Annotated in this window: 24 protein-coding genes and 1 pseudogene; 19 read left to right on the top strand and 6 right to left on the bottom strand. The window is 71.9% G+C overall.

Annotated features, from left to right (window positions below; all coding sequences use genetic code 11):
• Positions 1–21 precede the first annotated feature (21 nt).
• The 9 genes from truB (at position 22) to AB5J73_RS45110 (ending at position 8,540) form a co-directional block, all read left to right on the top strand.
• Positions 22–927: a tRNA pseudouridine(55) synthase TruB gene (gene truB / locus AB5J73_RS45150; protein ID WP_370965805.1), complete on the top strand. Its 906-nt coding sequence runs from the start codon at positions 22–24 to the stop codon at positions 925–927.
• Positions 928–956: 29 nt separating this feature from the next.
• Positions 957–1,940 (top strand): bifunctional riboflavin kinase/FAD synthetase, encoded by a 984-nt coding sequence (locus AB5J73_RS45145; RefSeq protein ID WP_370965803.1) that lies wholly within the window; start codon positions 957–959, stop codon positions 1,938–1,940.
• Between the two features lie 94 nt (positions 1,941–2,034).
• The gene (locus AB5J73_RS45140) at positions 2,035–2,508 is read left to right on the top strand and encodes a helix-turn-helix transcriptional regulator (protein ID WP_086851932.1); all 474 of its coding nucleotides are present in this window, start codon (positions 2,035–2,037) and stop codon (positions 2,506–2,508) included.
• Positions 2,508–3,011 carry an RNA 2',3'-cyclic phosphodiesterase gene (gene thpR, locus AB5J73_RS45135; protein WP_370965801.1) on the top strand — a complete coding sequence of 168 codons (504 nt, stop codon included), beginning with the start codon at positions 2,508–2,510 and terminating at the stop codon, positions 3,009–3,011. Before AB5J73_RS45140 ends, thpR begins: the two co-directional genes overlap by 1 nt.
• A 130-nt stretch (positions 3,012–3,141) precedes the next feature.
• Positions 3,142–3,411 (top strand): 30S ribosomal protein S15, encoded by a 270-nt coding sequence (gene rpsO / locus AB5J73_RS45130; protein WP_003084034.1) that lies wholly within the window; start codon positions 3,142–3,144, stop codon positions 3,409–3,411.
• 227 nt (positions 3,412–3,638) lie between these two features.
• Positions 3,639–5,891: a polyribonucleotide nucleotidyltransferase gene (locus AB5J73_RS45125; protein WP_370965798.1), complete on the top strand. Its 2,253-nt coding sequence runs from the start codon at positions 3,639–3,641 to the stop codon at positions 5,889–5,891.
• Between the two features lie 92 nt (positions 5,892–5,983).
• Entirely contained in the window at positions 5,984–7,348 is a 1,365-nt protein-coding gene (locus tag AB5J73_RS45120) for a M16 family metallopeptidase (protein ID WP_370965796.1), read from the top strand.
• Entirely contained in the window at positions 7,345–8,085 is a 741-nt protein-coding gene (gene dapB / locus AB5J73_RS45115; RefSeq protein WP_370965794.1) for a 4-hydroxy-tetrahydrodipicolinate reductase, read from the top strand. The genes AB5J73_RS45120 and dapB overlap by 4 nt, the downstream gene beginning before the upstream one ends.
• Entirely contained in the window at positions 8,082–8,540 is a 459-nt protein-coding gene (locus tag AB5J73_RS45110; RefSeq protein WP_370965792.1) for a tetratricopeptide repeat protein, read from the top strand. Before dapB ends, AB5J73_RS45110 begins: the two co-directional genes overlap by 4 nt.
• Here the strand turns inward: AB5J73_RS45110 and AB5J73_RS45105 are convergent.
• Positions 8,526–9,491, bottom strand: coding sequence for a 4,5-dihydroxyphthalate decarboxylase (locus tag AB5J73_RS45105; protein WP_370965790.1), 966 nt, complete (start codon positions 9,489–9,491; stop codon positions 8,526–8,528). The genes AB5J73_RS45110 and AB5J73_RS45105 overlap by 15 nt on opposite strands.
• A 69-nt stretch (positions 9,492–9,560) precedes the next feature.
• Here AB5J73_RS45105 and AB5J73_RS45100 point away from each other — a divergent pair, with 69 nt between their 5' ends.
• Together AB5J73_RS45100 and AB5J73_RS45095 are read left to right on the top strand one after the other, a co-directional pair.
• On the top strand, positions 9,561–10,427 hold the full coding sequence (locus AB5J73_RS45100; protein ID WP_370965788.1) for a LysR family transcriptional regulator: 867 nt from the start codon (positions 9,561–9,563) through the stop codon (positions 10,425–10,427).
• A complete protein-coding gene (locus AB5J73_RS45095; RefSeq protein ID WP_370965786.1) occupies positions 10,424–11,836 on the top strand; it encodes a hypothetical protein in 1,413 nt (470 codons plus the stop codon). Before AB5J73_RS45100 ends, AB5J73_RS45095 begins: the two co-directional genes overlap by 4 nt.
• Positions 11,837–11,868: 32 nt before the next feature.
• Here the strand turns inward: AB5J73_RS45095 and AB5J73_RS45090 are convergent, their stop codons facing one another.
• On the bottom strand, positions 11,869–12,387 hold the full coding sequence (locus tag AB5J73_RS45090) for a hypothetical protein (RefSeq protein WP_360769998.1): 519 nt from the start codon (positions 12,385–12,387) through the stop codon (positions 11,869–11,871).
• Between the two features lie 86 nt (positions 12,388–12,473).
• Here AB5J73_RS45090 and AB5J73_RS45085 point away from each other — a divergent pair.
• Positions 12,474–12,935 (top strand): annotated as a pseudogene (locus tag AB5J73_RS45085) (GtrA family protein); the annotation flags it as partial.
• Between the two features lie 66 nt (positions 12,936–13,001).
• Here the strand turns inward: AB5J73_RS45085 and AB5J73_RS45080 are convergent.
• Positions 13,002–13,559: an N-acetyltransferase family protein gene (locus AB5J73_RS45080; RefSeq protein ID WP_370965784.1), complete on the bottom strand. Its 558-nt coding sequence runs from the start codon at positions 13,557–13,559 to the stop codon at positions 13,002–13,004.
• A gap of 59 nt (positions 13,560–13,618) precedes the next feature.
• Between AB5J73_RS45080 and AB5J73_RS45075 the strand changes: the two genes are divergently transcribed.
• A complete protein-coding gene (locus tag AB5J73_RS45075; protein WP_370965782.1) occupies positions 13,619–14,833 on the top strand; it encodes a winged helix-turn-helix domain-containing protein in 1,215 nt (404 codons plus the stop codon).
• Positions 14,834–14,836: 3 nt separating this feature from the next.
• Here the strand turns inward: AB5J73_RS45075 and AB5J73_RS45070 are convergent, their stop codons facing one another.
• On the bottom strand, positions 14,837–15,511 hold the full coding sequence (locus AB5J73_RS45070) for a TetR/AcrR family transcriptional regulator (RefSeq protein ID WP_370965780.1): 675 nt from the start codon (positions 15,509–15,511) through the stop codon (positions 14,837–14,839).
• Positions 15,512–15,578: 67 nt separating this feature from the next.
• Here AB5J73_RS45070 and AB5J73_RS45065 point away from each other — a divergent pair, with 67 nt between their 5' ends.
• Complete coding sequence (locus AB5J73_RS45065; protein WP_370965778.1) at positions 15,579–16,700, top strand: FAD-dependent oxidoreductase; 1,122 nt, start codon at positions 15,579–15,581, stop codon at positions 16,698–16,700.
• A 225-nt stretch (positions 16,701–16,925) separates the two neighbouring features.
• Here AB5J73_RS45065 and AB5J73_RS45060 read toward each other — a convergent pair whose 3' ends face one another.
• Positions 16,926–17,837 carry a DUF4097 domain-containing protein gene (locus AB5J73_RS45060; protein WP_370965776.1) on the bottom strand — a complete coding sequence of 304 codons (912 nt, stop codon included), beginning with the start codon at positions 17,835–17,837 and terminating at the stop codon, positions 16,926–16,928.
• A gap of 11 nt (positions 17,838–17,848) precedes the next feature.
• Positions 17,849–18,349: a toxin-antitoxin system HicB family antitoxin gene (locus tag AB5J73_RS45055; protein ID WP_370965774.1), complete on the bottom strand. Its 501-nt coding sequence runs from the start codon at positions 18,347–18,349 to the stop codon at positions 17,849–17,851.
• Between the two features lie 81 nt (positions 18,350–18,430).
• Between AB5J73_RS45055 and thyX the strand changes: the two genes are divergently transcribed.
• The 5 genes from thyX (at position 18,431) to AB5J73_RS45030 (ending at position 22,978) form a co-directional block, all read left to right on the top strand.
• Positions 18,431–19,183: an FAD-dependent thymidylate synthase gene (thyX, locus tag AB5J73_RS45050; RefSeq protein ID WP_370965772.1), complete on the top strand. Its 753-nt coding sequence runs from the start codon at positions 18,431–18,433 to the stop codon at positions 19,181–19,183.
• Positions 19,183–19,578, top strand: coding sequence for an ACT domain-containing protein (locus tag AB5J73_RS45045; protein WP_370965770.1), 396 nt, complete (start codon positions 19,183–19,185; stop codon positions 19,576–19,578). The genes thyX and AB5J73_RS45045 overlap by 1 nt, the downstream gene beginning before the upstream one ends.
• Before the next feature lie 130 nt (positions 19,579–19,708).
• The gene (locus AB5J73_RS45040; protein WP_370965768.1) at positions 19,709–20,950 is read left to right on the top strand and encodes an Nramp family divalent metal transporter; all 1,242 of its coding nucleotides are present in this window, start codon (positions 19,709–19,711) and stop codon (positions 20,948–20,950) included.
• 24 nt (positions 20,951–20,974) lie between these two features.
• A complete protein-coding gene (locus AB5J73_RS45035; RefSeq protein WP_370965766.1) occupies positions 20,975–21,412 on the top strand; it encodes a hypothetical protein in 438 nt (145 codons plus the stop codon).
• A 78-nt stretch (positions 21,413–21,490) separates the two neighbouring features.
• Entirely contained in the window at positions 21,491–22,978 is a 1,488-nt protein-coding gene (locus AB5J73_RS45030) for a serine/threonine-protein kinase (protein WP_370965764.1), read from the top strand.
• Positions 22,979–23,055: the final 77 nt, after the last annotated feature.

Genomic DNA, 23,055 nt, shown 5'->3' with positions numbered 1-23,055 from the left:
GCGGCAGCTAGGGTTTGCCGCGTGTCGAGCCCCAAACCGCCCCGCCGCCCCGCCCCGCCGCCCGGTCTCCTGATCGTCGACAAGCCCGCCGGCATGACGTCGCACGACGTCGTCGCCCGCGCCCGCCGCATCATGGGCACCCGCAAGGTCGGGCACGCCGGCACGCTCGACCCGATGGCGACCGGCGTGCTGGTGCTCGGCATCGAGCGTGCCACCAAGCTGCTCGGCCACCTGGCGCTGGACCGCAAGACCTACCTGGCCACCCTGAGCCTCGGCAGCAGCACCACGACCGACGACGCCGAGGGCGAAGTCCTCACGACCGGCGACACCGGGAAGATCACCGACGACGAGATCGCCGAAGGGGTCGCGAAGCTGACCGGCGACATCCAGCAGGTGCCGAGCGCGGTCAGCGCCGTCAAGATCGACGGCAAGCGCGCCTACACCCGCGTCCGCGCCGGCGAAGACGTCGTGATCCCCGCGCGCCCGGTCACCGTCTACCGCTTCGACGTCCTCGCCGTCCGGCACGAAGACGACCACGTCGAGGTCGACGCCGTCGTCGAGTGCTCGTCCGGCACCTACGTCCGCGCGCTGGCCCGCGACCTCGGCGCGGACCTCGGCTGCGGCGGGCACCTGAAGGCGTTGCGGCGCACCACGGTCGGCCCGTTCACGCTGGCCAGGGCGCGCACCCTCGACCAGCTCGAGGAGCAGCCCGAGCTGAGCCTGGACCTCGACGCCGCCGTCGCCGCCGCCTTCCCGAGGCGCGACCTCGACGCGGCCACGGCGAAGGCGGTCCGGCACGGGCAGCGCATCCCGGCGACCGGGCTCGAAGGCACGTACGGGCTCTTCGGGCCCGACGGCCGGGTGCTCGCGCTGGCCGCCGACGAACAAGGCGTGTCCCGCGCGGTGGTGGTGTTGCTGCCCGCCTAGGGTGGGCCTTACAGAGACGGGAGTGCGACGTGCTGCGGTGGCGTGGGCTGGGGGACCTCCCCGGCGGCTGGGGCCGGTGCGTGGTCACCATCGGCGTGTTCGACGGGGTGCATCGCGGGCACCAGGAGCTGATCAGCCGGACCGTGGCCGCGGCCGCCGAACGGGGGCTGCCGAGCGTCATGCTGACGTTCGACCCGCACCCGTCGGAGGTGCTGCGCCCGGGCAGTCACCCGGCGCAGCTGACCACGTTGCGGCGCAAGGCGGAAATCGTCGAGAGCCTCGGCGTCGACGTCTTCTGCGTGCTGCCGTTCACCTTGGAGCTGTCCCGGCTCGCGCCGGAGGAGTTCGTGCACGAGGTGCTCGTCGACCGCCTGCACGCGGCCGCGGTGATCGTCGGCGACAACTTCACCTTCGGCGCCAAGGCCGCCGGTGACGTCGCGATGCTGCGCACGCTCGGCCGCCGGTTCGGGTTCGCCGCCTACGGCGCGGAACTGCAGGGCAAGGAACTGTCCGAAGAGGACCAATCGGCGATCACGTTCTCCAGCACCTACGTCCGCTCGTGCATCGACGCGGGCGACGTCGTCGCGGCGGCGGAGGCCCTCGGCCGCCCGCACCGCCTGGAGGGCATCGTCGTCCGCGGCGACGGCCGCGGCCACGAGCTCGGCTACCCGACGGCGAACCTGTCGACGCCGCGCTTCGCCGCCGTCCCGGCCGACGGCGTTTACAGCGCCTGGTTCACCCGCTCGGCCGACCCGTCGCGCCGGCTGCGCGCCGCGGTCTCGGTGGGCACGAACCCGACGTTCTCCGGGCGCGAACGGACCGTCGAGGCGTTCGTCCTCGACGTCGACGAGGACTTCTACGGCCAGCACGTGGCGATCGACTTCGTGACGCGGCTGCGCGACCAGGTGCGCTTCGCGGACTCGGCCGGGCTCGTCACGCAGATCGACGACGACGTGATCGAGACGAGAAAGGCACTCGAGGTGCCCCCGGACGCCCCGACCGGGGACGAATAGGGGATTTCGCGTTCACGCACGTGGCAGCGATGGCAAGATGCTCACGGACGGTGTGCGCGAGCGGCAGGCGAAGCGGTTTAGGGGAGCGGAACTGGTGGAGGACCACAAGATCGTCCAGCGGAACATCGCGTTGCAGCGCGAGTGGTACGGGGAGCCGCTCGGCGACCGCGTGCGCCGGCTCGTCGTCGCGTTCGACGTTTCGCAGGCGTTCTTGGCCGAAGTCCTCGGGATCAGCGCCCCCATGCTCAGCCAGGTGATGAGCGGGCGGCGGGCGAAGATCGGCAACCCGGTCGTGCTGGCCAGGATGATCATGCTCGAACGCAAGATCCTCGTGCCCGAGGTCGCCGCCGGCAACCGCGACGCGATGCTCGCCGCGATGGAGGACGTCCGCGACTCGCGCCCCACCGTCGGCCGCGACAACATCCCGGTGGTCAACGAGGACGCGAAGGTCCTCGCCTACCTGCGCGACCTGGCCGAGGACGAGGACCTCGGCGAGGCCGCCAAGCGCCTCGACGACGAGTTCCCGGCCATCGCCGACCTGCTCCGCCGGGCGGGCCACGGCTCCTGATGCCGGTCCTGTTCAGCGCGCTCGTCCCGCCGGACGACGTCGTCGCGGCGGTCGCCGAGGCCCTGGGCGAGCCGGACGGCGGTCTTCGCTGGGAGCCGCCGGAGCGCTGGCACGTCACGCTCGCCTACTACGGCCACGACGACGTCGAGGCGCGCGGTGCCTGGCTGGAGGAGCGGCTGGCCGGGCGGGCCGGTGTCGACGTCCGGCTGGAAAAGGCCGCGACGTTCCCCGGGGTGCTGTGGTTGACTGTCGCCGGAACGGAGCTGACGCCGCTCGCGCACGCCGCGGGCGCCGACGCCGAGGCGAGGCCGTACCGGGCCCACCTGACGCTCGCGCGGTTCCCCCGGGAAGAACCGGGGCACGCCGAGCGTTGGACGGGGAAGCTCGCCGGCTTCACGAGCCGGCGCTGGCGGGCCGCCGAAGTGACGCTGATGACCAGTGAGCGCGAGCCGGGCGGCCCCCGCTACCGGGTGGCGCGCGTCTTCGAGCTGGACGGCGCCTGAAGCCGCTGTTCAGCGGGCTGGTAACCTCACGAGCGGGTCCGGCTGCAGTCCGTGGCGGCCGTGACCGTCTTCCCGGCGTGCATCCACGCCCGGGGCCGCACGGCACTGATTATTTCGAGGAGCAACACAAGTGGCGCTGTCCACCGAAGAGAAGAAGTCGATCCTGGCCGAGTACGGCGTGCACGACTCGGACACCGGATCCCCCGAGGCCCAGGTCGCGCTGCTGACCAAGCGCATCGTCGGCCTCACCGAGCACCTCAAGGCTCACAAGCACGACCACCACTCGCGTCGCGGGCTCCTGCTGCTGGTCGGCCGTCGCCGCCGGCTGCTGAACTACGTGATGAAGGTGGACATCGAGCGTTACCGTGCGCTGATCCAGCGCCTCGGCCTGCGCCGATAGCTTCACCCGAGGGGGAGTGACCGCGGTCGCTCCCCCTCGGTGCACCACCACAGGAACGGCGCGAGCGCGCACGAGGGTCCGTCCGCCGGTCCTCGGTAGTGGTTCCCGGGAAGCGTCCCGGGGGCTTCGATCGAAGACCGGCCTCATTCCTCGAGCGTCCTCCGGCGAAATGGGTCCCAGGGTGGGAGACTCGCGCCGAACGAAGGAACCAAAGAGGAGAAACATCTATGACCGACTCCACCGGAGTCACCGTGCACGAGACTGAAGCCGTCATCGACAACGGCAAGTTCGGCACCCGCACCATCCGCTTCGAGACGGGCCGCCTGGCCAAGCAGGCCGCCGGCGCCGTGGTCGCGTACCTCGACGAAGAGACCATGCTGCTCTCGGCGACGACCGCGTCGAAGCACCCGAAGGAGCACTTCGACTTCTTCCCGCTGACCGTGGACGTCGAAGAGCGCATGTACGCCGCGGGCCGCATCCCCGGCGCGTTCTTCCGCCGCGAGGGCCGCCCGTCGACCGACGCGATCCTGACCTGCCGCCTGATCGACCGGCCGCTGCGCCCGTCGTTCGCCGACGGTCTCCGCAACGAGATCCAGGTCGTCATCACCGTCCAGAGCCTCAACCCGGACGACCCGTACGACGTGCTGGCCATCAACGCCGCGTCGGCGTCGACCCAGATCGCCGGCCTGCCGTTCTCCGGCCCGGTCGGCGGCGTCCGCGTCGCGCTGATCGAGGGCCAGTGGGTCGCGTTCCCGACCTGGTCGCAGCTGGAGAAGGCCACCTTCAACATGGTCGTGGCCGGCCGCATCGTCGGTGACGACGTCGCGATCATGATGGTCGAGGCCGAGGGCACCGAGAACACGCTCGACCTGATCGCCGACGGCGGCAAGGCACCGGACGAGGTCGCCGTCGCCGAGGGCCTCGAGGCCGCGAAGCCGTTCATCAAGGTCCTGTGCGAGGCGCAGCAGCGCCTGGCCGAGGCCGCCGCGAAGCCGACCGGCGAGTTCCCGGTCTACCCGGCCTACCAGCAGGACGTCTACGAGGCCGTCGCCGCGATCGCGACCGACGACCTGGCGAACGCGCTGCAGATCGCCGGCAAGCAGGACCGCGACGCCGCGACCGACCAGGTCAAGGCCGCCGTGCTGGAGAAGGTCGGCCTCGGTGAGGGCGAAGCCTTCGAGGGCCGCGACAAGGAGATCGGCGGGGCGTTCAAGGCCCTGACGAAGAAGATCATGCGCCAGCGCGTCCTCACGGAGAAGATCCGCATGGACGGCCGTGGCCTCACCGACATCCGGTCGCTCGCGGCCGAGGTCGCCGTGATCCCGCGGGCGCACGGCTCGGCGCTGTTCGAGCGCGGCGAAACCCAGATCCTGGGCGTCACCACGCTGAACATGCTTCGCCTGGAGCAGCAGATCGACTCGCTGTCCCCGGAGACGCACAAGCGCTACATGCACCACTACAACTTCCCGCCCTTCTCCACCGGTGAGACCGGCCGCGTCGGTTCGCCGAAGCGCCGCGAAATCGGCCACGGCATGCTCGCCGAGCGCGCCCTGGTGCCGGTGCTGCCGAAGCGGGACGAGTTCCCGTACGCGATCCGCCAGGTCTCCGAGGCGCTGGGCTCCAACGGCTCGACCTCGATGGGCTCGGTCTGCGCGTCCACGATGAGCCTGTACAACGCCGGCGTGCCGCTGAAGGCGCCGGTCGCGGGCATCGCGATGGGCCTGGTCTCCGACGAGGTCGACGGCGAGACCCGCTACGTGGCGCTCACCGACATCCTCGGTGCCGAGGACGCACTGGGCGACATGGACTTCAAGGTCGCCGGCACCAAGGACATCATCACCGCGCTGCAGCTCGACACGAAGCTCGACGGCATCCCGTCGGAGGTCCTCGCGGCCGCGCTGAAGCAGGCGAAGGACGCCCGGACCACCATCCTGGAGGTCATCGCCGAGGCGATCGACAGCCCGGACGAGATGAGCCCGTACTCGCCGCGCGTCACCAGCGTGAAGATCCCGGTCGACAAGATCGGCGAGGTCATCGGCCCGAAGGGCAAGATGATCAACTCGATCACCGAGCAGACCGGCGCCGACATCTCCATCGAGGACGACGGCACGATCTACGTGGGCGCTTCGGACGGCCCGTCGGCGGAGGCGGCGATCGACCTGATCAACGCCATCGCCAACCCGCAGCTGCCCAAGGTCGGCGAGCGCTTCCTCGGCACCGTGGTGAAGACGGCCGCGTTCGGCGCGTTCGTCTCGCTGCTGCCGGGCAAGGACGGCCTGGTGCACATCTCCAAGCTGGGGAACGGCAAGCGGATCGCCAAGGTCGAAGACGTGGTCAACGTGGGCGACAAGCTCCGCGTCGAGATCGCCGACATCGACAACCGCGGCAAGATCAGCCTGATCGTGGTCAAGGAGGACGACGCCAAGCCCGCCGAGGGTGACGCGCCGGCCGCCGACGCCGAGAAGGCCGACGCCAAGTAAGACCCGGCTCGTCCGGTTCAAGACAGTTCCGTCGAAGGCCTCCTCGCCGATTCCGGTGGGGAGGCCTTCGCGGCATCGTGAGTAAGGAACCCATGGCACGGCAGGTTTCCGGGCACGAACAGCCCATCGGCACCACCCGCACGCTCGAGTCCACCCCGGACGGTGCGGTCGTCAAGCGCAGCGTGCTGCCCGGTGGCCTGCGGGTGATCACCGAGCACGTCCCGGCGTCCCGCTCGGCCACGGTCGGGCTGTGGGTCGGCATCGGCTCCCGCGACGAGCCGGTGGCCGTCGCCGGTGCCGCGCACTACCTCGAGCACCTGCTGTTCAAGGGCACGAAGAACCGCGACGCCACGCAGATCGCCGAGGAGATCGACGCGGTCGGCGGCGAGTTCAACGCTTTCACGGCGAAAGAGCACACCTGCTACTACGCGCAGGTGCTCGACGCCGACCTCCCGCTGGCCGTGGACCTGGTCACCGACGTCGTGTTCGAGGCGCTGTGCACCGACCGCGACATGGACATGGAACGCAGCGTCGTCCTCGAAGAGATTTCGATGCGCGACGACGACCCCGAAGACCTGCTGCACGAGACGTTCGTCAGCGCGATCCTCGGCGACCACGCGCTCGGCCGCCCGGTGCTCGGCACCGAGAAGTCGATCATCGAGATGTCGCCGTCGGCACTGCGGAACTTCTACAAGCGCCGCTACACCCTGCCGCGGATGGTGCTGGCCGTGGCCGGGAACATCGACCACGGCCAGGTGCTGCGGCTGGTGCGCAAGGCCTTGAAGAACCGCCTGACCGGGACCGCGACGCCGGTCGCGCCGCGCGAAGGTGCGGCCCGGATCAAGACCCCGCCGAAGCTGGCCCTGCACACCGACGACACCGAGCAGGCGCACGTCATGCTGGGCCTGCGGTCGCTGTCGCGCCACGACGACCGGCGCTTCGCCCTGTCGGTGCTCAACGCGGCGCTCGGCGGCGGCATGAGCTCGCGGCTGTTCCAGGAGATCCGGGAGCAGCGCGGGCTGGCCTACCAGGTGTACTCGTCGGTCGCGAGCTACGCCGACACCGGCCACATGGCCGTGTACGCGGGCTGCCAGCCGGAGAAGCTCGGCGACGTCGCCGGCGTCATCCGCGAGCTGCTCGACAAGGTCGGCGTCGACGGCCTGACCGACGCCGAGGTGGAGCGGGCGAAGGGCCAGCTGCGCGGCGGGCTGGTGCTGGGCCTCGAGGACACGTCGTCGCGGATGTCGCGGATCGGCAAGACCGAGCTCAACTACGGCCGCTACCTGGGTGTCGACGACACGATCGCGCGCATCGACGCCGTCACCACCGAGGACGTGTGTGCGCTCGCTCGCACTTTGTTCGCGCGCCCGGGCGGGGTCTCGGCGGCGGCGGTCGTCGGGCCGTACGCTCACGCCGACGACCTTCCTGACGACCTGCACGAGGTGATCGCTTCATGACCATCAACGTCGGTGTGCTCGGTGCCCGGGGCCGCATGGGCGCGACGGTGGTGAAGGCGGTCGAGGGCGCGGGCGACATGAAGGTCGTCGCGGCGCTGGACGCGGGCGACGACTTCGCGGCGCTCGCCGAGGCGCAGGTGGTCGTGGACTTCACCCACCCCGACACCGTCATGGGCAACCTGGAGTACCTGGTCGAGCACGACATCCACGCGGTCGTCGGCACCACGGGCTTCAGCGAGGATCGGCTGGCTTCGCTGCGGGCGCTGCTCGAGCCGAAGCCCGAGCTGGGCGTGCTGATCGCGCCGAACTTCGCGCTCGGCGCGGTTCTCGCGATGCGGTTCGCGGCCCAGGCGGCCAAGTTCTACGCGTCCGCCGAGATCATCGAGCTGCACCACAACCGCAAGGCCGACGCGCCTTCGGGCACCGCCGCGCACACCGCCCGGATGATCGCCGCCGCGCGGGCCGAGGCGGGCGTGACGCCGGGCCCGGACGCGACGACGTCGGAACTGGACGGTGCCCGCGGCGCTTCGGTCGAGGAGGTCCGCGTCCACTCCGTCCGCCTGCCGGGGCTGGTCGCGCACGAGGAGATCCTGTTCGGCGGCGAAGGGGAGACCCTGACCATCCGCCACGACTCCCTCGACCGGACGTCGTTCATGCCGGGCGTGCTGCTCGGCGTCCGCACGGTGCTGACGCGCCCCGGCCTGACGGTCGGCCTGGAAAACGTCCTCGACCTGTGAAGGCCCGCAATGTGGCGCTGCTGCTGACGGCGGCGCTGGTGGTGTACCTGTTCCTGCTCGCGGACCGGGCGTTCGCCCTGTTCGCGTCGGGGACGGGCCTGGGCATCGCGCTCGGGGCGGGCGTCCTGCTGCTGCCGCTGCTCGGCGTCTGGGTCGTCGTCGTGACGTGGCGCAACGGCCTGCAGATCCAGCGGCTTTCGCGTCGGCTGGACGCCGAGGGCGCGCTCCCCGACGTCTCCGGCCTGCCGCGGCGGCCTTCGGGCCGCGTCGACCGCGACGCGGCCGACGCGTGGTTCGGGGAGCGCCGCGCCGAGGTCGAGGCGGACCAGGAGAACTGGCGGGCCTGGTACAAGCTCGCGTACGCCTACGACATCGCCGGCGACCGGCGCCGGGCGCGCGAGACGATGAAAAAGGCCGTGGAGCTGGAAGCCGCCGAACGCTCAGGTGCCGAGTAGCTCCGGCGCGAAGATCTCCTCGAGCGGCCAGCGGCGGGACGACAGCCCCTGCTCGTGGTGGTACCGCAGGTAGGTTTCGAGCGTCGCGCGGTTGGCGGAAATCCCGTAGGGCCACCAGTCTTCGCCGAACTCGGCGAGGGTTTCGTCGACCAGCGCGTTCGCCCAGGGGACCATCGTCTGTACCTGGTAGAGCCGCCGGTTCCGCCGGTACCGCTCGGCGGCGGCGTCCTTCGCGGCTTCGAACTGCGTGTAGACGCGGCGGGCCAGCCCGGGGTCGTCCCGCAGGAGCCCCCGCCGGACGACGACCGTGTGCATGATCGGGAAGATCCCGGTGCGGCGGTGGTACTCGCGTTCCCGCGCCGCGAAGTCCGGGAACAGGCGGGCGACGTTCGGCGACCCGTCGAGCACGCACTGCGGGACGTTGGCGGAGAACAGCACGTCGATCTCGCCGGTGTCGAGCAGGTCGCTCAGCGTCTTCCCGTCCCCGGCCGCGGTGACGTCGAGGGCGGCCGGGTGCGGGTGCGGGATGAAGCCGAAGGGTGCCGCTGGGTGTTCGAGCCCGCCGATCACCCAGCGGTTCGCTTCGGGCTCGAAGCCGTACTCGTCCATCAGGACGCCCTTGGCCCAGACGCCCGAATCCTGGCCGTAGGTCCCGAATTCGCCGATGGTCCGGCCGGTGAGGTCGGCCGGGCCGGTGATGCCCGAGTGGGTGTTGACGAAGACGCACGAGTGCCGGAACACCCGGTTCGGGAAGATGGGCAGCGCCACGAAGGGCGTGTCTTCTTCGAGCAGGCGCAGGTAGAACGTGAGGCCGAGCTCTGCGATGTCGAACTCGTTCCCGCGGATCAGCCGTTCGAAGATCTCCGGCAGCGTATCGGCGGTTTCCACGGTGGTGGTTTCGAAGAGCTGCCTGGTGGTGTCGTAGGGGAAGCACCCGATCTTGAGGTCCATGCCCCGATCATCGGCGCGCGCGGCCGCGGGTGTCCAAGACCGGCTGCGTCGACTCGATACCCTGCGAGTATGGACCTGCGCGTGCTCCGGTACTTCGTCGCGGTCGCCGAGGAGCGGCACGTCGGCCGCGCGGCGGGGCGGCTGCACATGGCGCAGCCGCCGCTGAGCCGGGCGGTGCGCGGGCTGGAAGACGAACTGGGCGCGACGCTGTTCGAGCGCACGCCGAAGGGCGTCACGCTCACCGCTGCGGGCACGGTGCTGTACGACGAGGCGGTCGCGCTGCTGGCGCGCGCGGACCGGATCCGCGACCGCGTCACCACGGCGGCGGGCGCGGCGACCCTGACGGTCGGCACGCTGGCGGACACCGCCGAGCAGGCCGGCCCCCGGCTGGTCGCGCTGTTCCGGGAACGCCACCCGCACGTCGACGTCCGGGTCCACGAGACGGACCTCGCCGACCCGACCGCGGGGCTGCGCACGGGCCTGGTCGACGTGGCGCTGACCCGGACCCCCTTCGAGAGCACGGGAATCGGCGTCCACGTCCTGCGCCAGGTGCGAACGGGCGTGGTGCTGCGCGACGACGACCCCCTGGCCGGCCGGGCCGAGCTGTCCGCGGCGGACCTGACCGGCCGCCGCTGGATCCGCCTCCCGGACGGCACCGACCCGGTCTGGGCGGCCTTTTGGACGGGCGGCGAGCCGGGCGACGGCGCTCCGGTCGTGCGGACGATCCAGGAGTGCCTGCAAGCGGTGCTGTGGAACGGGATTTCGGCGTTCGCCCCGCTCGGCCAGCCGCTGCCACCGGGCTTGCGCATCATCCCGGTGACCGACCGCCCACCGAGCACCGTGGCGGTGGCCTGGCCCAAATCCGCCGCCGGCCCCCTCGTCCGCGGCTTCATCCGCGTGGCGGCTTCACTGGGTCCGGCAGACTGGACCCAGTGACGCTGGTGGTGAAGCTCGTCCTGGCCCCGCTGCTGGTGGTCGGCTCCTCCCTGGCGGGCCGCCGCTGGGGCCCGGGACTGACGGGGCTGCTGGTGGCCATGCCGGTGGTGGCGGGCCCGATCTTGCTGATCACGTACGTGGACCACGGAGCAGCTTTCGCGGCCCGGGCGGCTTCGGCGTCGTTGCTGGGACTGGTGTCATTGGCGGCGTTCGCGGTGGTGTTCGCGTGGGTGGCGCGGGGCCGCGGGTGGCTGGGAACGGTGTTCGTGGGGTGGCTGGTGTGCCTGGTGCTGGACCTCGCGCTGTCGTTCGCGCCGGTGCCGGCGTGGGCCGCGGTGGGGTTGGCACTGGCGGCGGCTTGGGGAGGCACGCGACTCGTGCCGGCGTCGGGGGAGGCGAGCTTGCGCGGGGCTGGTTCGGTGAGCTTGCCTGGTGCCGAGGTGGCCGGGCCGGGCTCGCCCGGAGCCGAGGTGGCCGGGCCGCGGGACTTGCCCGCGTCGGGCGCGGCTGGGCCGGGCTTAGCCACGACGGGCGAGGCTGGGACGGTGAGCTTGCCCAGGGCCGAGGTGGCCGGGCCGCGGGACTTGCCCGTGTCGGGCGTGGCGGAGCCGGGCTTAGCCACGACGGGCGAGGCTGGGACGGTGAGCTTGCCCAGGGCCGAGGTGGCCGGGCCGCGGGACTTGCCCGTGTCGGGCGTGGCGGAGCCGGGCTTAGCCACGACGGGCGAGGCTGGGACGGTGAGCTTGCCCAGGGCCGAGGTGGCCGGGCCGCGGGACCTGCCCGCGTCGGGCGCGGCTGAGCCGGGCGAGGCCGGGCCGGGCAGCCTGCGCGGAACCAGCGTGGCTGGGCCGGTGAGCTCGCCTGGACCCGAAGTGGCCGGGCCGCGAGGCCTGCCCGCGTCGGGCGTGGCGGAGCCGAGCTTGCCCGCGTCGGGTGAAGCCGGGCCGCTGAGCACACCGGGTCCGGGCCCGCTTGCCTCCCGCGAGGCCGGACAGCCGCTCCCGCCGTCGTCGGGCGCAGCAGAGCCGTCGAGCATGCGCGCAACCAGCCCGGTCACCCTGCCCTGGTGGGACCTCCCCGCCCGCGCACTGGCCACAGCCGCGCTCGTCCTGGCGCTGACGGCCGCCGCCGGGCGGCTCGGTCCGGATCTGACCGGTGTGCTGGCCCCGTTCCCGACCGGGACGAGCGTCGTGGCGGCCTTCGCCCTGGCGCAAGGCGGCCCGGCAGCAGCGGTCGCAACCATGCGAGGCGTCCTACGCGGCCTCCGCGGCTTCGCAGCCTTCTGCTTCCTGACAGCGGTCCTGGCCGAGCTGATCGGCGCCTGGGCGTTCGCGATCGCGGTCGCCGGCGCGGTAGCGGTGCAATGGGCCACCCGGAACACCAAGAACCCGAACCGACTCAAAAACTGAAGCGGATCAACCTTCGCAGCGACCCCACTTCCTCAGTGATGCAACCATCCGGCGAACACCGCAGGTGAAGCCGCTATCAAACTGAACCGAATCCACCTTCCGGCCAGCCCGGTGGTCAAGAACGTCGCCAGCCGCATCCGCACCAGCCCCGCCAGCACGCTGGTCGCCATGAACGGCGGCAACCCCACGAGCGAACTGACCCCGTACGTCCCGGCCATCCAGTGCGGATGCCGGTGGCACCGCTCCCGCAGCCGCTCGACCCACCCGCGGATCCGCTTCGTCCGCAACTGCCACCGCACCCGCCGCGGCGTGAGCGGCCGCTCGCGGTGCAGCCGGTCGTGCAGCGGCTTGGGCAGCTTGATCGTCCCCCGCGCGGCGAGGTAGTACAGCGTCTTCCCGGCGATCTGCCCGACCGCCACCGCCGCCCCGAGCCACAGCCAGTGCAAGCCGGGCTGGCTCGCGCACAACCCGATCAAGAACACTTCGGCGTTGATCAGCGGCACGATGGCCGAACCGAACGCGACGCCCAGCGTCAGCAGAATCCAGCTCATCGTGTCACCTCCCGAAAATCGCTCGCGTTCTTCACGTTATCAGTTCGAAACCTTGAAACACGGGGGTTGACCCCCCACTTCGGCCGGTGGTGCGCACCAGAAGATCACCTGCCGGACGGCTCCCGGTCACCTCCCGCTGGAACGCTGAACACGTGGCCGCCGAGCAACCCCGTACGCCCGCTGACCGCTTCGGCGCCCTCTGCCGGGCCGTCGTCCGGATACTCCCGCTGGGTCTGTCGCGGATCGTCGCCCCGACGTTTCTCGGCTTCTGCCTCATCAACGGTCTGACGTTCGGCGTCGACCTCGGGTTGCTGACCGTTTTCCACGGCTTGCTCGGCTGGCCCCTGTGGCTCGCGATCACGGTCGCGTACGGCTGCGCGTTCGGGCTCAGCTTCGTGCTGAACCGGACGTTCAACTTCCATTCCCACGCCGCGGTCGGAATCCAGCTCGTGCTGTACGTCGTGGCGATCGCCGTCAATTACGCCGCGTTCTTGCTGGGCGTGGGCGCGGGCTTGACGGCGCTGGGCGTCGAATACCACTTCTCGCGGCTGCTCGCGGGCGCCTGCGAAGGCGTGTTCATGTACGCCGTGATGCGCTGGGTGATCTTCCGCGACTCAGGTGAGCGCGAGCTCGAGGGTGCCGGTGAGCCGGACCTCGCGGAGCAGGCGCTCGCCGGTGTCGAGGGTGCGGACCGTGCCGTCGGGGTTCCAGCCGGCCCGGCGGTAGAAGCCGAGGGAGGCGTGGTCGCCCTGGGCGACCCAGGCGATGCCGCGGCCGGCGCCGTCGGCCCGCAGCCCCGCGGCGGCCGTCGCGAGTAGCCGGCCGGCGTGGCCGCGCCGGCCCCACCGCGGCTCGACGAGCAGGGTGGCGATCAGGCCGGTGGCCTCCGCGTCCTCGGGCAGGCTGCCGTCGGCGGCCGCGATCTCGCCCTCGGGCGCGCGGCCGGCGACGCAGAACCCGACCGTGTACTCGCCTTCGGTGGCGACGTAGACGAGGCTGCCGGGGTAGTCGATGGTCTCGGTCCAGGTGCCCACCAGGTCGGCGGCGTCCAGTTCGGCGAGCGCCTGCTTGCCCAGCAGGTCTTCGTAGGCGGCGTGCCAGGTGTCGCGCTGGATGCGGGCGATCTCCGCGGCGTCGGACAGGTCGGCGGGGCGGACGGCGGCGTCGCTCATGCCCAGAAGATATCGGGTCGTCGAAAACTGTCGGTGGTGGCTGGCACCATGACCTCACCATGCAAACGATCAGCGTCTCGACGGCCCGGAAGACCTTCCTGGCCGCACAGGGCTTCACCGACCCGCGTCCCTCCGGCGAGCCGTCCCGGCGGCACCTGAAACGCGTGCTTTCGCGCGTCCAGCTGCTGCAGCTGGACTCGGTGAACGTCGCGGTCCGGGCGCACTACATGCCGGTGTTCTCCCGGCTGGGCGCGTACGAGCCCGCGCTGCTGGACGCGGCGGCGTGGTCGCACTCGGCGCGTCAGCCGCGCCTGATGGTGGAGACGTGGGCGCACGAGGCGAGCCTGCTGCCGATCGAGGACTGGCCGCTGATCCGCTCGGGCGCGAAGCGGGATGGCTGGTGGAAGCACTACGGCCCGTTGATCGAGAAGTCGCCGGGTCTGGTCGACGAGATCCTTTCGGTGGTCAAGGAACTCGGCCCGATCGGCGCGGGCGGCATCGAGCGCGAGGTCGAGGCGGATGCGCAGCGGCGGGGCCCCGGCTCGTGGTGGGAGCGGTCGGAGGTGAAGCGCGTCTGCGAGTACCTGTTCGGCATCGGCCAGCTGACCACGGGCACGCGCCGGTCGTTCGAGCGGCTGTACGACCTGACCGAACGCGTTGTCCCGCCGGACATCCTGGCGCGCACGGTCTCGGCGGAGGAGGGCGCGCGCGGCCTCATCGAGCGCTCGGCGCGCGCACTGGGCGTCGCGACGGAGACGGACCTGCGCGACTACTACCGCCTCGGTCCGGCCCCGGCGCGCCAGGCGGTGGCGGAGCTGGTCGAATCCGGTGTCCTGGAGCCGGTTTCGGTCCGCGGCTGGAAGGCGGTGGCGTACCGGCACGCCGAGGCCCGCACGCCGCGGTCGGTGACCGGCCGGGCGCTGCTGTGCCCGTTCGACCCGCTGATCTGGGAACGCGCCCGCACCGAGCGGATCTTCGGGTTCCACTACCGGATCGAGATCTACGTCCCGGAGCAGAAGCGCGTGTACGGCTACTACGTGTTCCCGTTCCTGCTGGACGGCGAACTGGTCGGGCGGGTGGACCTGAAGTCCGACCGCGCGGCGGGCGTCCTGCGGGTCCAGGGCGCCTTCGCGGAGGAGGGCGCGGACGTGGCGCGCGTGCTCCCGGAACTGGCGGGGGAGCTGCGGCACATGGCGGAGTGGCTCGGCCTGTCCGGCGTGGCGGTGGGCAGTCGCGGCGATCTGGCCAAACCGCTGGCGAAGCTGGTGCGCTGACGCCTACGCCGGGGAATGGACCGTGCCGATCCCGGTCAGGATGAGGTCGACGCCCGCGAGGAACTGCTCGCGGTCGTCGTGGTCGCGCAGCTCGTCGGCGACCGCTCGCACGAAGGGGTACTCCTCGGCGTCGAGTCCCTCCCACGCCGTCGAGACGGCGTCGAGGAACTCGCTGCGGTCCGCGCCGGGCTTCGCGACGCGCGTGTTCGCGGCGTTCTGGCCGGCGGCGCCGAGCACGTAGTGCACCAGCGCGGAGGTCGCCGTGAACCAGCTGCCCTTCGGCACGCCCAGGTCGCGCACGTGCCGTCCGAAACTCTCGAAGATCTTCGGCGTCACCGAGCCCGACGGGCCGCGCGTCAGCTGAGCCGAGAGCTGCGGGGCGAGCCACGGGTGGTCCTCGATCGCGTCGAAGAGGCCGAGCGCGACGGCGCGCACCTCGTCCTGCGGTGATCCCGCGGCTCGCTCGGCGGCCAAGGCGCCCGCGACCACCGCGGCGGTCGCGGCGTCGAGCAGTTCGCCCTTGTTCGCCACGTGCCAGTAGATCGCCCCGGGGCCGGTGGCGAGGCGCTCGGTCAGCGCCCGGAACGTCAACCCGCGCTCGCCGTCGGCGTCGAGGAGCTCGACCGCCGTCTCGATGATGCGCGCCCGCGAAAGGGCCTCTGCGCGCCGCTGTGCCATGCCCCATCTTGACACGTCTGGAATGTCGTTCCAAGATTGGAACATCATTCCAACGAGAGGAGCCGTCATGTCCGACCCCGTTGTGATCGTCGGCGCCGGGCTCGGCGGGCTCACGCTCGCGCGCGTCCTGCACGTCCACGGCGTCGCGGTCACGGTCTGCGAAGCGGAGAGCTCGCCTTCGGCACGCACACAGGGCGGGATGCTCGACATCCACGAGCACAACGGCCAGCTCGCGCTCGAGGCGGCGGGCCTGACCGACGGCTTCCGCGCCCTGATCCTCGAAGGCCGCGAAGCGACGCGCGTCCTGGACCGGACCGGCAAGGTCCTGCTCGACGAGCCGGACGACGGCACCGGCACCCGTCCCGAGGTCCAGCGCGGCGAGCTGCGCCGGCTCCTGCTGGACTCGCTGCCCGCGGGCACGGTCCGCTGGGGCCGCAAGGTCACCGGCGCCCGCTCCCTCGGCGACGGCCGCCACGAGCTGACGTTCGCCGACGGCGCGACGGCGGTCACCGGACTGCTCGTCGGCGCGGACGGCGCGTGGTCCCGCGTCCGCCCCCTGGTGTCGGCCGCGGTCCCGCAGTACGTCGGCACCTCGTTCGTCGAGACGTTCCTGTTCGACGGCGACACCCGCCACCCGGCGACCGCGAAGGCGGCCGGGGGAGGAGCGCTGCTGGTGCCGGAGCCGGGCAAGGGCATCCAGGCGCACCGCGAAGCCGGCGACACGCTCCACACGTACGTGGTGCTGTCCAAGCCGCTGGACTGGTTCACCGACTTCACCGACCCCGCGGCGGCCAGGGCACAGGTCGCGGCCGAGTTCGAGGGCTGGGCCCCGGAACTGACGGCCCTGATCACCGACGGCGAGACGCCACCGGTGCTGCGCCCGCTCCACACCCTGCCGCCCGGCCACAGCTGGCCCCGCACCCCGGGCGTGACGCTCCTGGGCGACGCGGCCCACCTGTCGGTCCCGAACGGCGAAGGCGCCAACCTCGCCATGCAGGACGGCGCCGAACTGGGCCGAGCGATCGCCGCCCACCCGGACGACATGGAGGCCGCACTGGCCGAGTACGAGCGGGAGCTGTTCCCCCGCAGCGCGGCGGCGGCCGAGGAGGCGGCCCGCGACTTCGAGCTGTGCTTCGGCGAGGCGACGCCGCACAGCCTCATCAACTTGCTGACCGGGCAGGCCCAGTAGCGTCGATCCACAGTGGACCCGGCGGCGTGCGGCAGCGATTGCCTCGGCCGCACCACGGCGCCGGGCGCGGGGATCGCGCCAGTGCCGTCCGGAGCCGCGGGGGTTGCAGTCACGGTTGTGCACCGCGGCAACAAGTGCAGCGCTGCCCGGCGAAGGACCCCTCCCGCGCACGCAAGACGGGCCGCCCCCGGCACCCCCGCCGGGAACGGCCCGTCTCCCCCTTACTCAGCCGGCCGCGCGCGTCACCACGGCGTTGCCGGAGCCCGTGCGGGCTCGCACCCGCAGCTTCACTTCCCCCTCGGGTGCCGTCTCCAGCACGTCCAGCTCACTCGAAACCCGGCCCCCGCTGGAAGTCAGGTCGATCTCCGCCGCGGTCCCGCCGCGGATCCCGATCCGCACCTCGCCCGAGCCCGTGATCAAGTCCAGCGACCCCGAAGCCGCGTCCGCCACGGACAGGTCACCGCTGCCGGTGCGGGCCATCACCTCGCCCGAGACCGCGCCCAGCCAGACGTTTCCCGTTCCCGTTGCGAGCGTGGCCGAACCCGCCAGCGAGGACGCCTCGACGCTGCCGCTGCCGCTGCGGAGCTGCAACCCGGCCAGGGTCGGGCCGAGGGTGATGCCGCCGCTGCCGGTGCGGATCGTGGCCGAGCCGTCCGCGCGGTCGAGCTTGACCTCGCCCGAGCCCGTCAGCAGGTCGACGCGGCCGGCCGAACCGGTCACCGTCACGTCCGCCGCGCCCGCGCGCACCTCCACGTGCGAACCCACCGGCGCGTGCACCTTCACCGCCAGTGCCACGTTCCGCAGCTGCCACGCCTTCGGCGCCTGGACGACCAGGCGGTTGCCGAGCTTCTCGATCCGGCTCTGCCGCACCGCTTCGGCGGGGGAGGCCGCCGGGTCGACGCCCAGCTGGTCGCCGAAGCGCTCGCCGACCCACGACAGCAGGTTGTTCACCCCCGCCACCCACGGCTGCTGCTCGCCCTGGTCGTGCCGCAGCTCCACCCGGGCGCCGGAGTCCCCTTCGAGGACGATCTCGACACGCCCGATCGTCACGCTGACGTCGAGCTCCAGCGGGACCTCGGTCTCGAAGTCGTCGATCCGCACCAGCTCGTCGGCCGGTGTCGTCTGCTCTTCACTCATCTTCGGCCCCCTCAGCCTTCGACCCAGCCGTGCAGGCGCGACCCGGACCGGTCGTCCTTGCCGTGGTGCTGCTTGTGCCCGCCGAGCGCGCCCTGCACCGCCTGGGAGACGAACGTGTTCAGCGAGACGCCCTGCGCCGCCGCCGCGCGCTCGGCCTGGCCCTTGATCTGCTCGACCAGGCGCAGCGTGATGCGGCTGATGTCGCCGCCGTCGAGCGGCGGTGGTGGCGGCGTGGTGTCACGTGGTGTCGCGCGTGACGCCGGCTCCTCGGCGGCGCCGGTGACGACCACGCGGACGTCACGCCCGTCGAGCCGCACGTCCACGACCTGGCCGGGCAAAGCGGCCGTGACCTCGGCGGCGAGGTCGGCGAGGGCGTTCATCAGGGTCAGGCGGACGGCGGGTTCGAGCGCGGATGACAGCAGCGCGGCCGCCCGCCGGGTCTGCTCGTCCCCGGCGGCAGCCGTGTTCGCGAGGTCCTCGCGAAGGTTGGCGATGTACGGCGTCAAGTCCATGACACCACTATGACGTCATCGGTGGTGTCAGTCAAGGAAGCGGATAGGCTGCCGGGGGAGTCGTGGAGAAGGAGTGCTGACGTGACCGAAACCGTGTCACCCAGGGTGCAGCTGATCGCGAAAACGGAGTTCTTCCCGCCCGAGGACGTCCCGTGGTCGACCGACGCCGACGGCGGCGAGGCGCTGGCCGAGTTCGCCGGCCGGGCCTGCTACCAGTCGTGGAAGAAGCCCAACCCCGCCACCGCGACCAACGCCGGCTACCTCGAGCACATCATGGACGTCGGGCATCTTTCGGTGCTGGAGCACGGTTCGGTGACCTTCTACATCACCGGCATTTCCCGGTCGCTGACGCACGAGCTGATCCGCCACCGCCACTTCTCCTATTCCCAGCTCTCGCAGCGCTACGTCCCGGAGCGCGCCGCCGCCGTCGTCGAGCCGGACGTGATCGCGAACGACCCGGTCCTGCACGAGAAGTTCCTCGCCGCGACCCAGGCGAGCGTCGACGCCTACACCGAGCTCCTCGCCGGCCTGGAGGAGAAGTTCGCCGACGTCCCGAGCGCGACGCTGCGCCGCAAGCAGGCCCGCCAGGCCGCGCGGTCGGTGCTGCCCAACGCGACCGAGACGCGCATCGTCGTGACCGGCAACTACCGGGCCTGGCGCCACTTCGTCGCGATGCGCGCGACCGAGCACGCCGACGTCGAGATCCGGGAACTCGCCGTCGAATGCCTGCGCCAGCTGCAGAAAGCGGCCGCGAACGTCTTCGCGGACTTCACGATCTCGACGCTGCCGGACGGCACCGAGATCGCCACTAGCCCGAAGGTGTTCGAAGGCTGATGAAACGACTCGCGATCGACGTCCGGCCCGGCGAGTACGCCGTCGTCCGGCTGCCCGCGGACGCCCCGGTGCCCGCCGAGCTCTTCGAGCCCGGGGAAGCCTTCGTCTCGGTGACCCGCACCCCCGAAGAGCTGTCGGTGATCTGCCCGGCCGGCCGCGAGCCGGGCGGGAGCACGGCGGCGGAGGACGGCTGGCGGCTGCTGTCGGTCCGCGGCCCGCTGGAGTTCACGCTGACCGGCATCATCGCCGCCCTGGCGTCGGAGCTGGCCGCGGCCGGTGTCGCGCTGTTCTCGATGTCGACGTTCGACACCGACCACATCCTGGTCCGGGCCGCCGACCTCGGGCACGCGGTGAAGGCGCTGCGCGAGTCCGGCCACGAGGTCGCCAACCCCTGACGCCGTTCCGGTGGGGCGGTCACCGGGTACTCGGGGCGGGACGGTGGGAACCGTCACCCTTGAAATCGAAAGTTCGGCACGCCTAAACTTCGATTTGGGGTCCCCGACATCCGGTTGAGAGGCAGGCGCCATGGCAGTGACCGAGGCCGCGCGGCCGAGACTGACGTCCCGCCTGCGCACGGGCTCGGCCCTGCTCGGGCCGGCGTTCGTCGCCGCGATCGCCTACGTCGACCCCGGGAACGTCGCCTCCAACATCAGTGCCGGCGCCCGCTACGGCTACCTGCTGGTCTGGGTGATCGTCGCGGCGAACCTGATGGCGGTGCTGGTGCAGTACCTGTCGGCGAAGCTGGGGCTGGTCAGCGGGATGTCGCTGCCGGAGGCCCTGCGCGCCCGGCTGTCGCGGCCCGCGCGGCTGGCCTACTGGGCGCAGGCCGAGGTGGTCGCCATCGCCACCGACCTGGCCGAGGTGGTCGGCGGCGCGATCGCCCTCAACCTGCTGTTCGACCTGCCGCTCATCGCCGGCGGCCTGATCACCGGCGCGGTTTCGCTGACGCTGCTGGCGGTCCAGGACCGCGGCGGCCAGCGGACGTTCGAGCGGGTCGTCACCGGCCTGCTGCTGGTCATCGCCGTCGGCTTCCTGGCGAGCCTGTTCGTCGAACCGCCGTCGGCGGCGGAAACCCTCGGCGGCCTGGTCCCGAAGTTCGACGGCTCGGGCAGCGTCCTGATCGCGGCGGCGATGCTCGGCGCCACGGTCATGCCGCACGCGGTCTACCTGCACTCCGGCCTGGTCCGCGACCGCCACGGCCGGCCCGACGGCGCCCGGCGCCGCCGGCTGCTGCGCGCGACCCGCGCCGACGTCGGCCTGGCGATGCTCCTGGCCGGCGCGGTGAACCTCGGCATGCTCCTGCTGGCCGCGACGAACCTGCAGGGCCAGGAGGGCGTGGACAGCATCGAGGGCGCGCACACCGCGGTCGCCGGGGCGCTCGGCCCGGGCGTCGCGCTGCTGTTCGCGATCGGCCTGCTGGCCTCCGGACTGGCCTCGACGTCGGTCGGCGCGTACGCGGGCGCGATGATCATGCAGGGCCTGCTGCACAAGCGGGTTCCGCTGGTCCTGCGCCGCCTGGTGACGCTCACCCCGGCGATCGTGGTGCTGGCGCTGGGCGCCGACCCGAGCGCCGCGCTGGTCGTGTCCCAGGTGGTGCTGTCGTTCGGGATCCCGTTCGCACTGGTGCCGCTGATCCGCCTGACCGCGGACCGTGATCTGATGGGCGCGGACGCCAACCGCAGGTTGACGACCATCGCGGCAGCGCTGATCGCGGTGGTGATCATCGCGCTCAACCTGGTGCTGATCTACCTCACCTTCACCGGCTGAGCCCACGAGCAGGGAGCCGCGGCCATGGCCTGGACCTTCGCCCTCAACGCCGAATGCGGTGGGCGGGAGACCCACGCCCGGGATCTCGCGCGCCACTTCGACAGCTGGCCCACGGGAGTCGTCCGCGACTCCGGCGGCGGCTGGTGGTGCGGTGTCGCGCCCGAGGGGCTCAGCCGCAACGGCGCGCACTCACCCGAAGAGGCGGCGGCCATGACCGCCGCCGGGCGACGCCTCTACTGGCTGCTGCGGACCGCGCCACCGGTCTACCGCTACGCGCTGGCGGGCGTGGGGACCGACGGGTTCCGCACCTACGACGAGCTGCTGGCCGAGGACGACCTGACGGTCTTCCCCGGCCTGGTGGTCAGCGAAGACATCTGGGCGGCGACGGGCGGGCGTGCCGCGTTCAGCGACTTCGCCCCCGGCTACCGGTGGCTCCCGTACCGCGGCGAATCATCCCGCTGAGTCACGAATTGCGCGGAACCCCCAGCGGCCGGCGGCGGTCCGACTAGCATCTGCGCGACCGCCGCCAAAAGGAGCACCGTGACCGACGAACAGACCCGGCCGTACCCACCCCAGGCGCCCGTCACGCCTGGTCAGCGGGTCGTTGCCGGCCGCTACCTCCTGCTCGGCGAACTCGGCCGCGGCGGCATGGGCGTCGTGTGGCGGGCGCAGGACCAGGTCATCGGGCGGCAGGTCGCCGTCAAGGAGCTGCGGCTGCCCGACGCCGAGTCCGCCGCCGTCTTCTCGGAGCGCGCGCTGCGCGAGGTGCGCACCGGCGGGCGGCTCAACGACCCCGCCGTCGTCACCGTCTACGACGTCGTCACCGACGGCGGCACCACCTTCATCGTGATGGAGCTCGTCGAGGCGCCCAGCCTCGCCGACCTCGTGCGGCAGCGCGGCCCGCTGCCCGCCGCGCAGGCCGCGCAGCTGGGGGAGCGGGTGCTCGCCGCACTGCAGGCGGCCCACGCGGCCGGGATCGTGCACCGCGACGTCAAGCCGGCGAACATCCTGGTCGCGCCGGACGGCCGCGTGAAGCTCACCGACTTCGGCATCGCCCACGCCGTCGACGACCCGCGCCTGACCACCAGCGGCATGATCGTCGGCTCGCCCGCGTTCATGGCGCCCGAGCGCGTCGAAGGCCGCGAAGCGCTGCCCGCGTCCGACCTGTGGTCCCTCGGCGCGACGCTGTTCTTCGCCGTCGAAGGCTCGATCCCGTTCGAGCGCGCGACCACCGCCGCGACGCTGCACGCGATCATGACCGAGATCCCGTACCTGACCCGCGGCCAGGGCCCGATCGCCGCGGCCATCCTCGGCCTGCTCGTCGCCAACCCCGACGCGCGGCTGTCCGCCGCACAGGCGCAGAACCTGCTGACCACCGCGCAGGGCGTGCGCCCGACCCCGCCGAACGGCACCGCGGTGGTGCACCCGATGACCCGGCTCTCGCCACAGCCGCCGAAGAAGAACCTCCGCGCGCTGTGGCTCTCGCTCGCCGCGCTGCTCGTCGTCGGCGCCCTGATCGGCGGCTTCTTCGCGGGCAAGGCCTACCAGACACCGGCGGCCGACCAGCAGAAGCAGCCGACCATGACCTTCGGCCTCGGCGGGCAGCTCCGCACGGCCATCGGCGGCTACTACCGGTGCTTCAACACCCCGGTGCAGGACGGCTCGATCATCAGCGACGACGACAACAAGACCGACTGCGACAAGAGCCACACGCTGGAGGTCTACGAGATCGGCGGCCTGCTGTCGGTCGAGAACTGGAACTCCGACGACGCCGAGGTGGCCGCCTACCCGGGGCAGGCCGCGGTGACGGCGAGCGCCGAGGCGGCCTGCGCGACCGCGTTCCGGTCGTCGATCGTGCCCGCGGCCAAGCGGCAGGACCTGACGTTCCGCGCGCTCGTGCCGACCCAGGCGCAGTGGGAGAGCTCGCCCGCGAAGAGCGGTGAGGAACCCACCCGCGAGTTCTACTGCCTGCTCGCCAAGTCCGACGGCGGGCCGATCACCGCGCCGATCGTGACCAAGGTCAAGTAGAAGTTCCGCGACGAACGGCGTGCGCGCGGAAATCCTCCGCACTTCGCCGGGCGAGACCAGGTCGGCGCGGTTTTCGT

It is taken from the genome of Amycolatopsis sp. cg9 (assembly GCF_041346945.1).
GTDB lineage: Bacteria > Actinomycetota > Actinomycetes > Mycobacteriales > Pseudonocardiaceae > Amycolatopsis.
The sequence above is the reverse complement of the archived record's forward strand: the minus strand, read 5'-3'. Positions and strand labels throughout refer to the sequence as shown.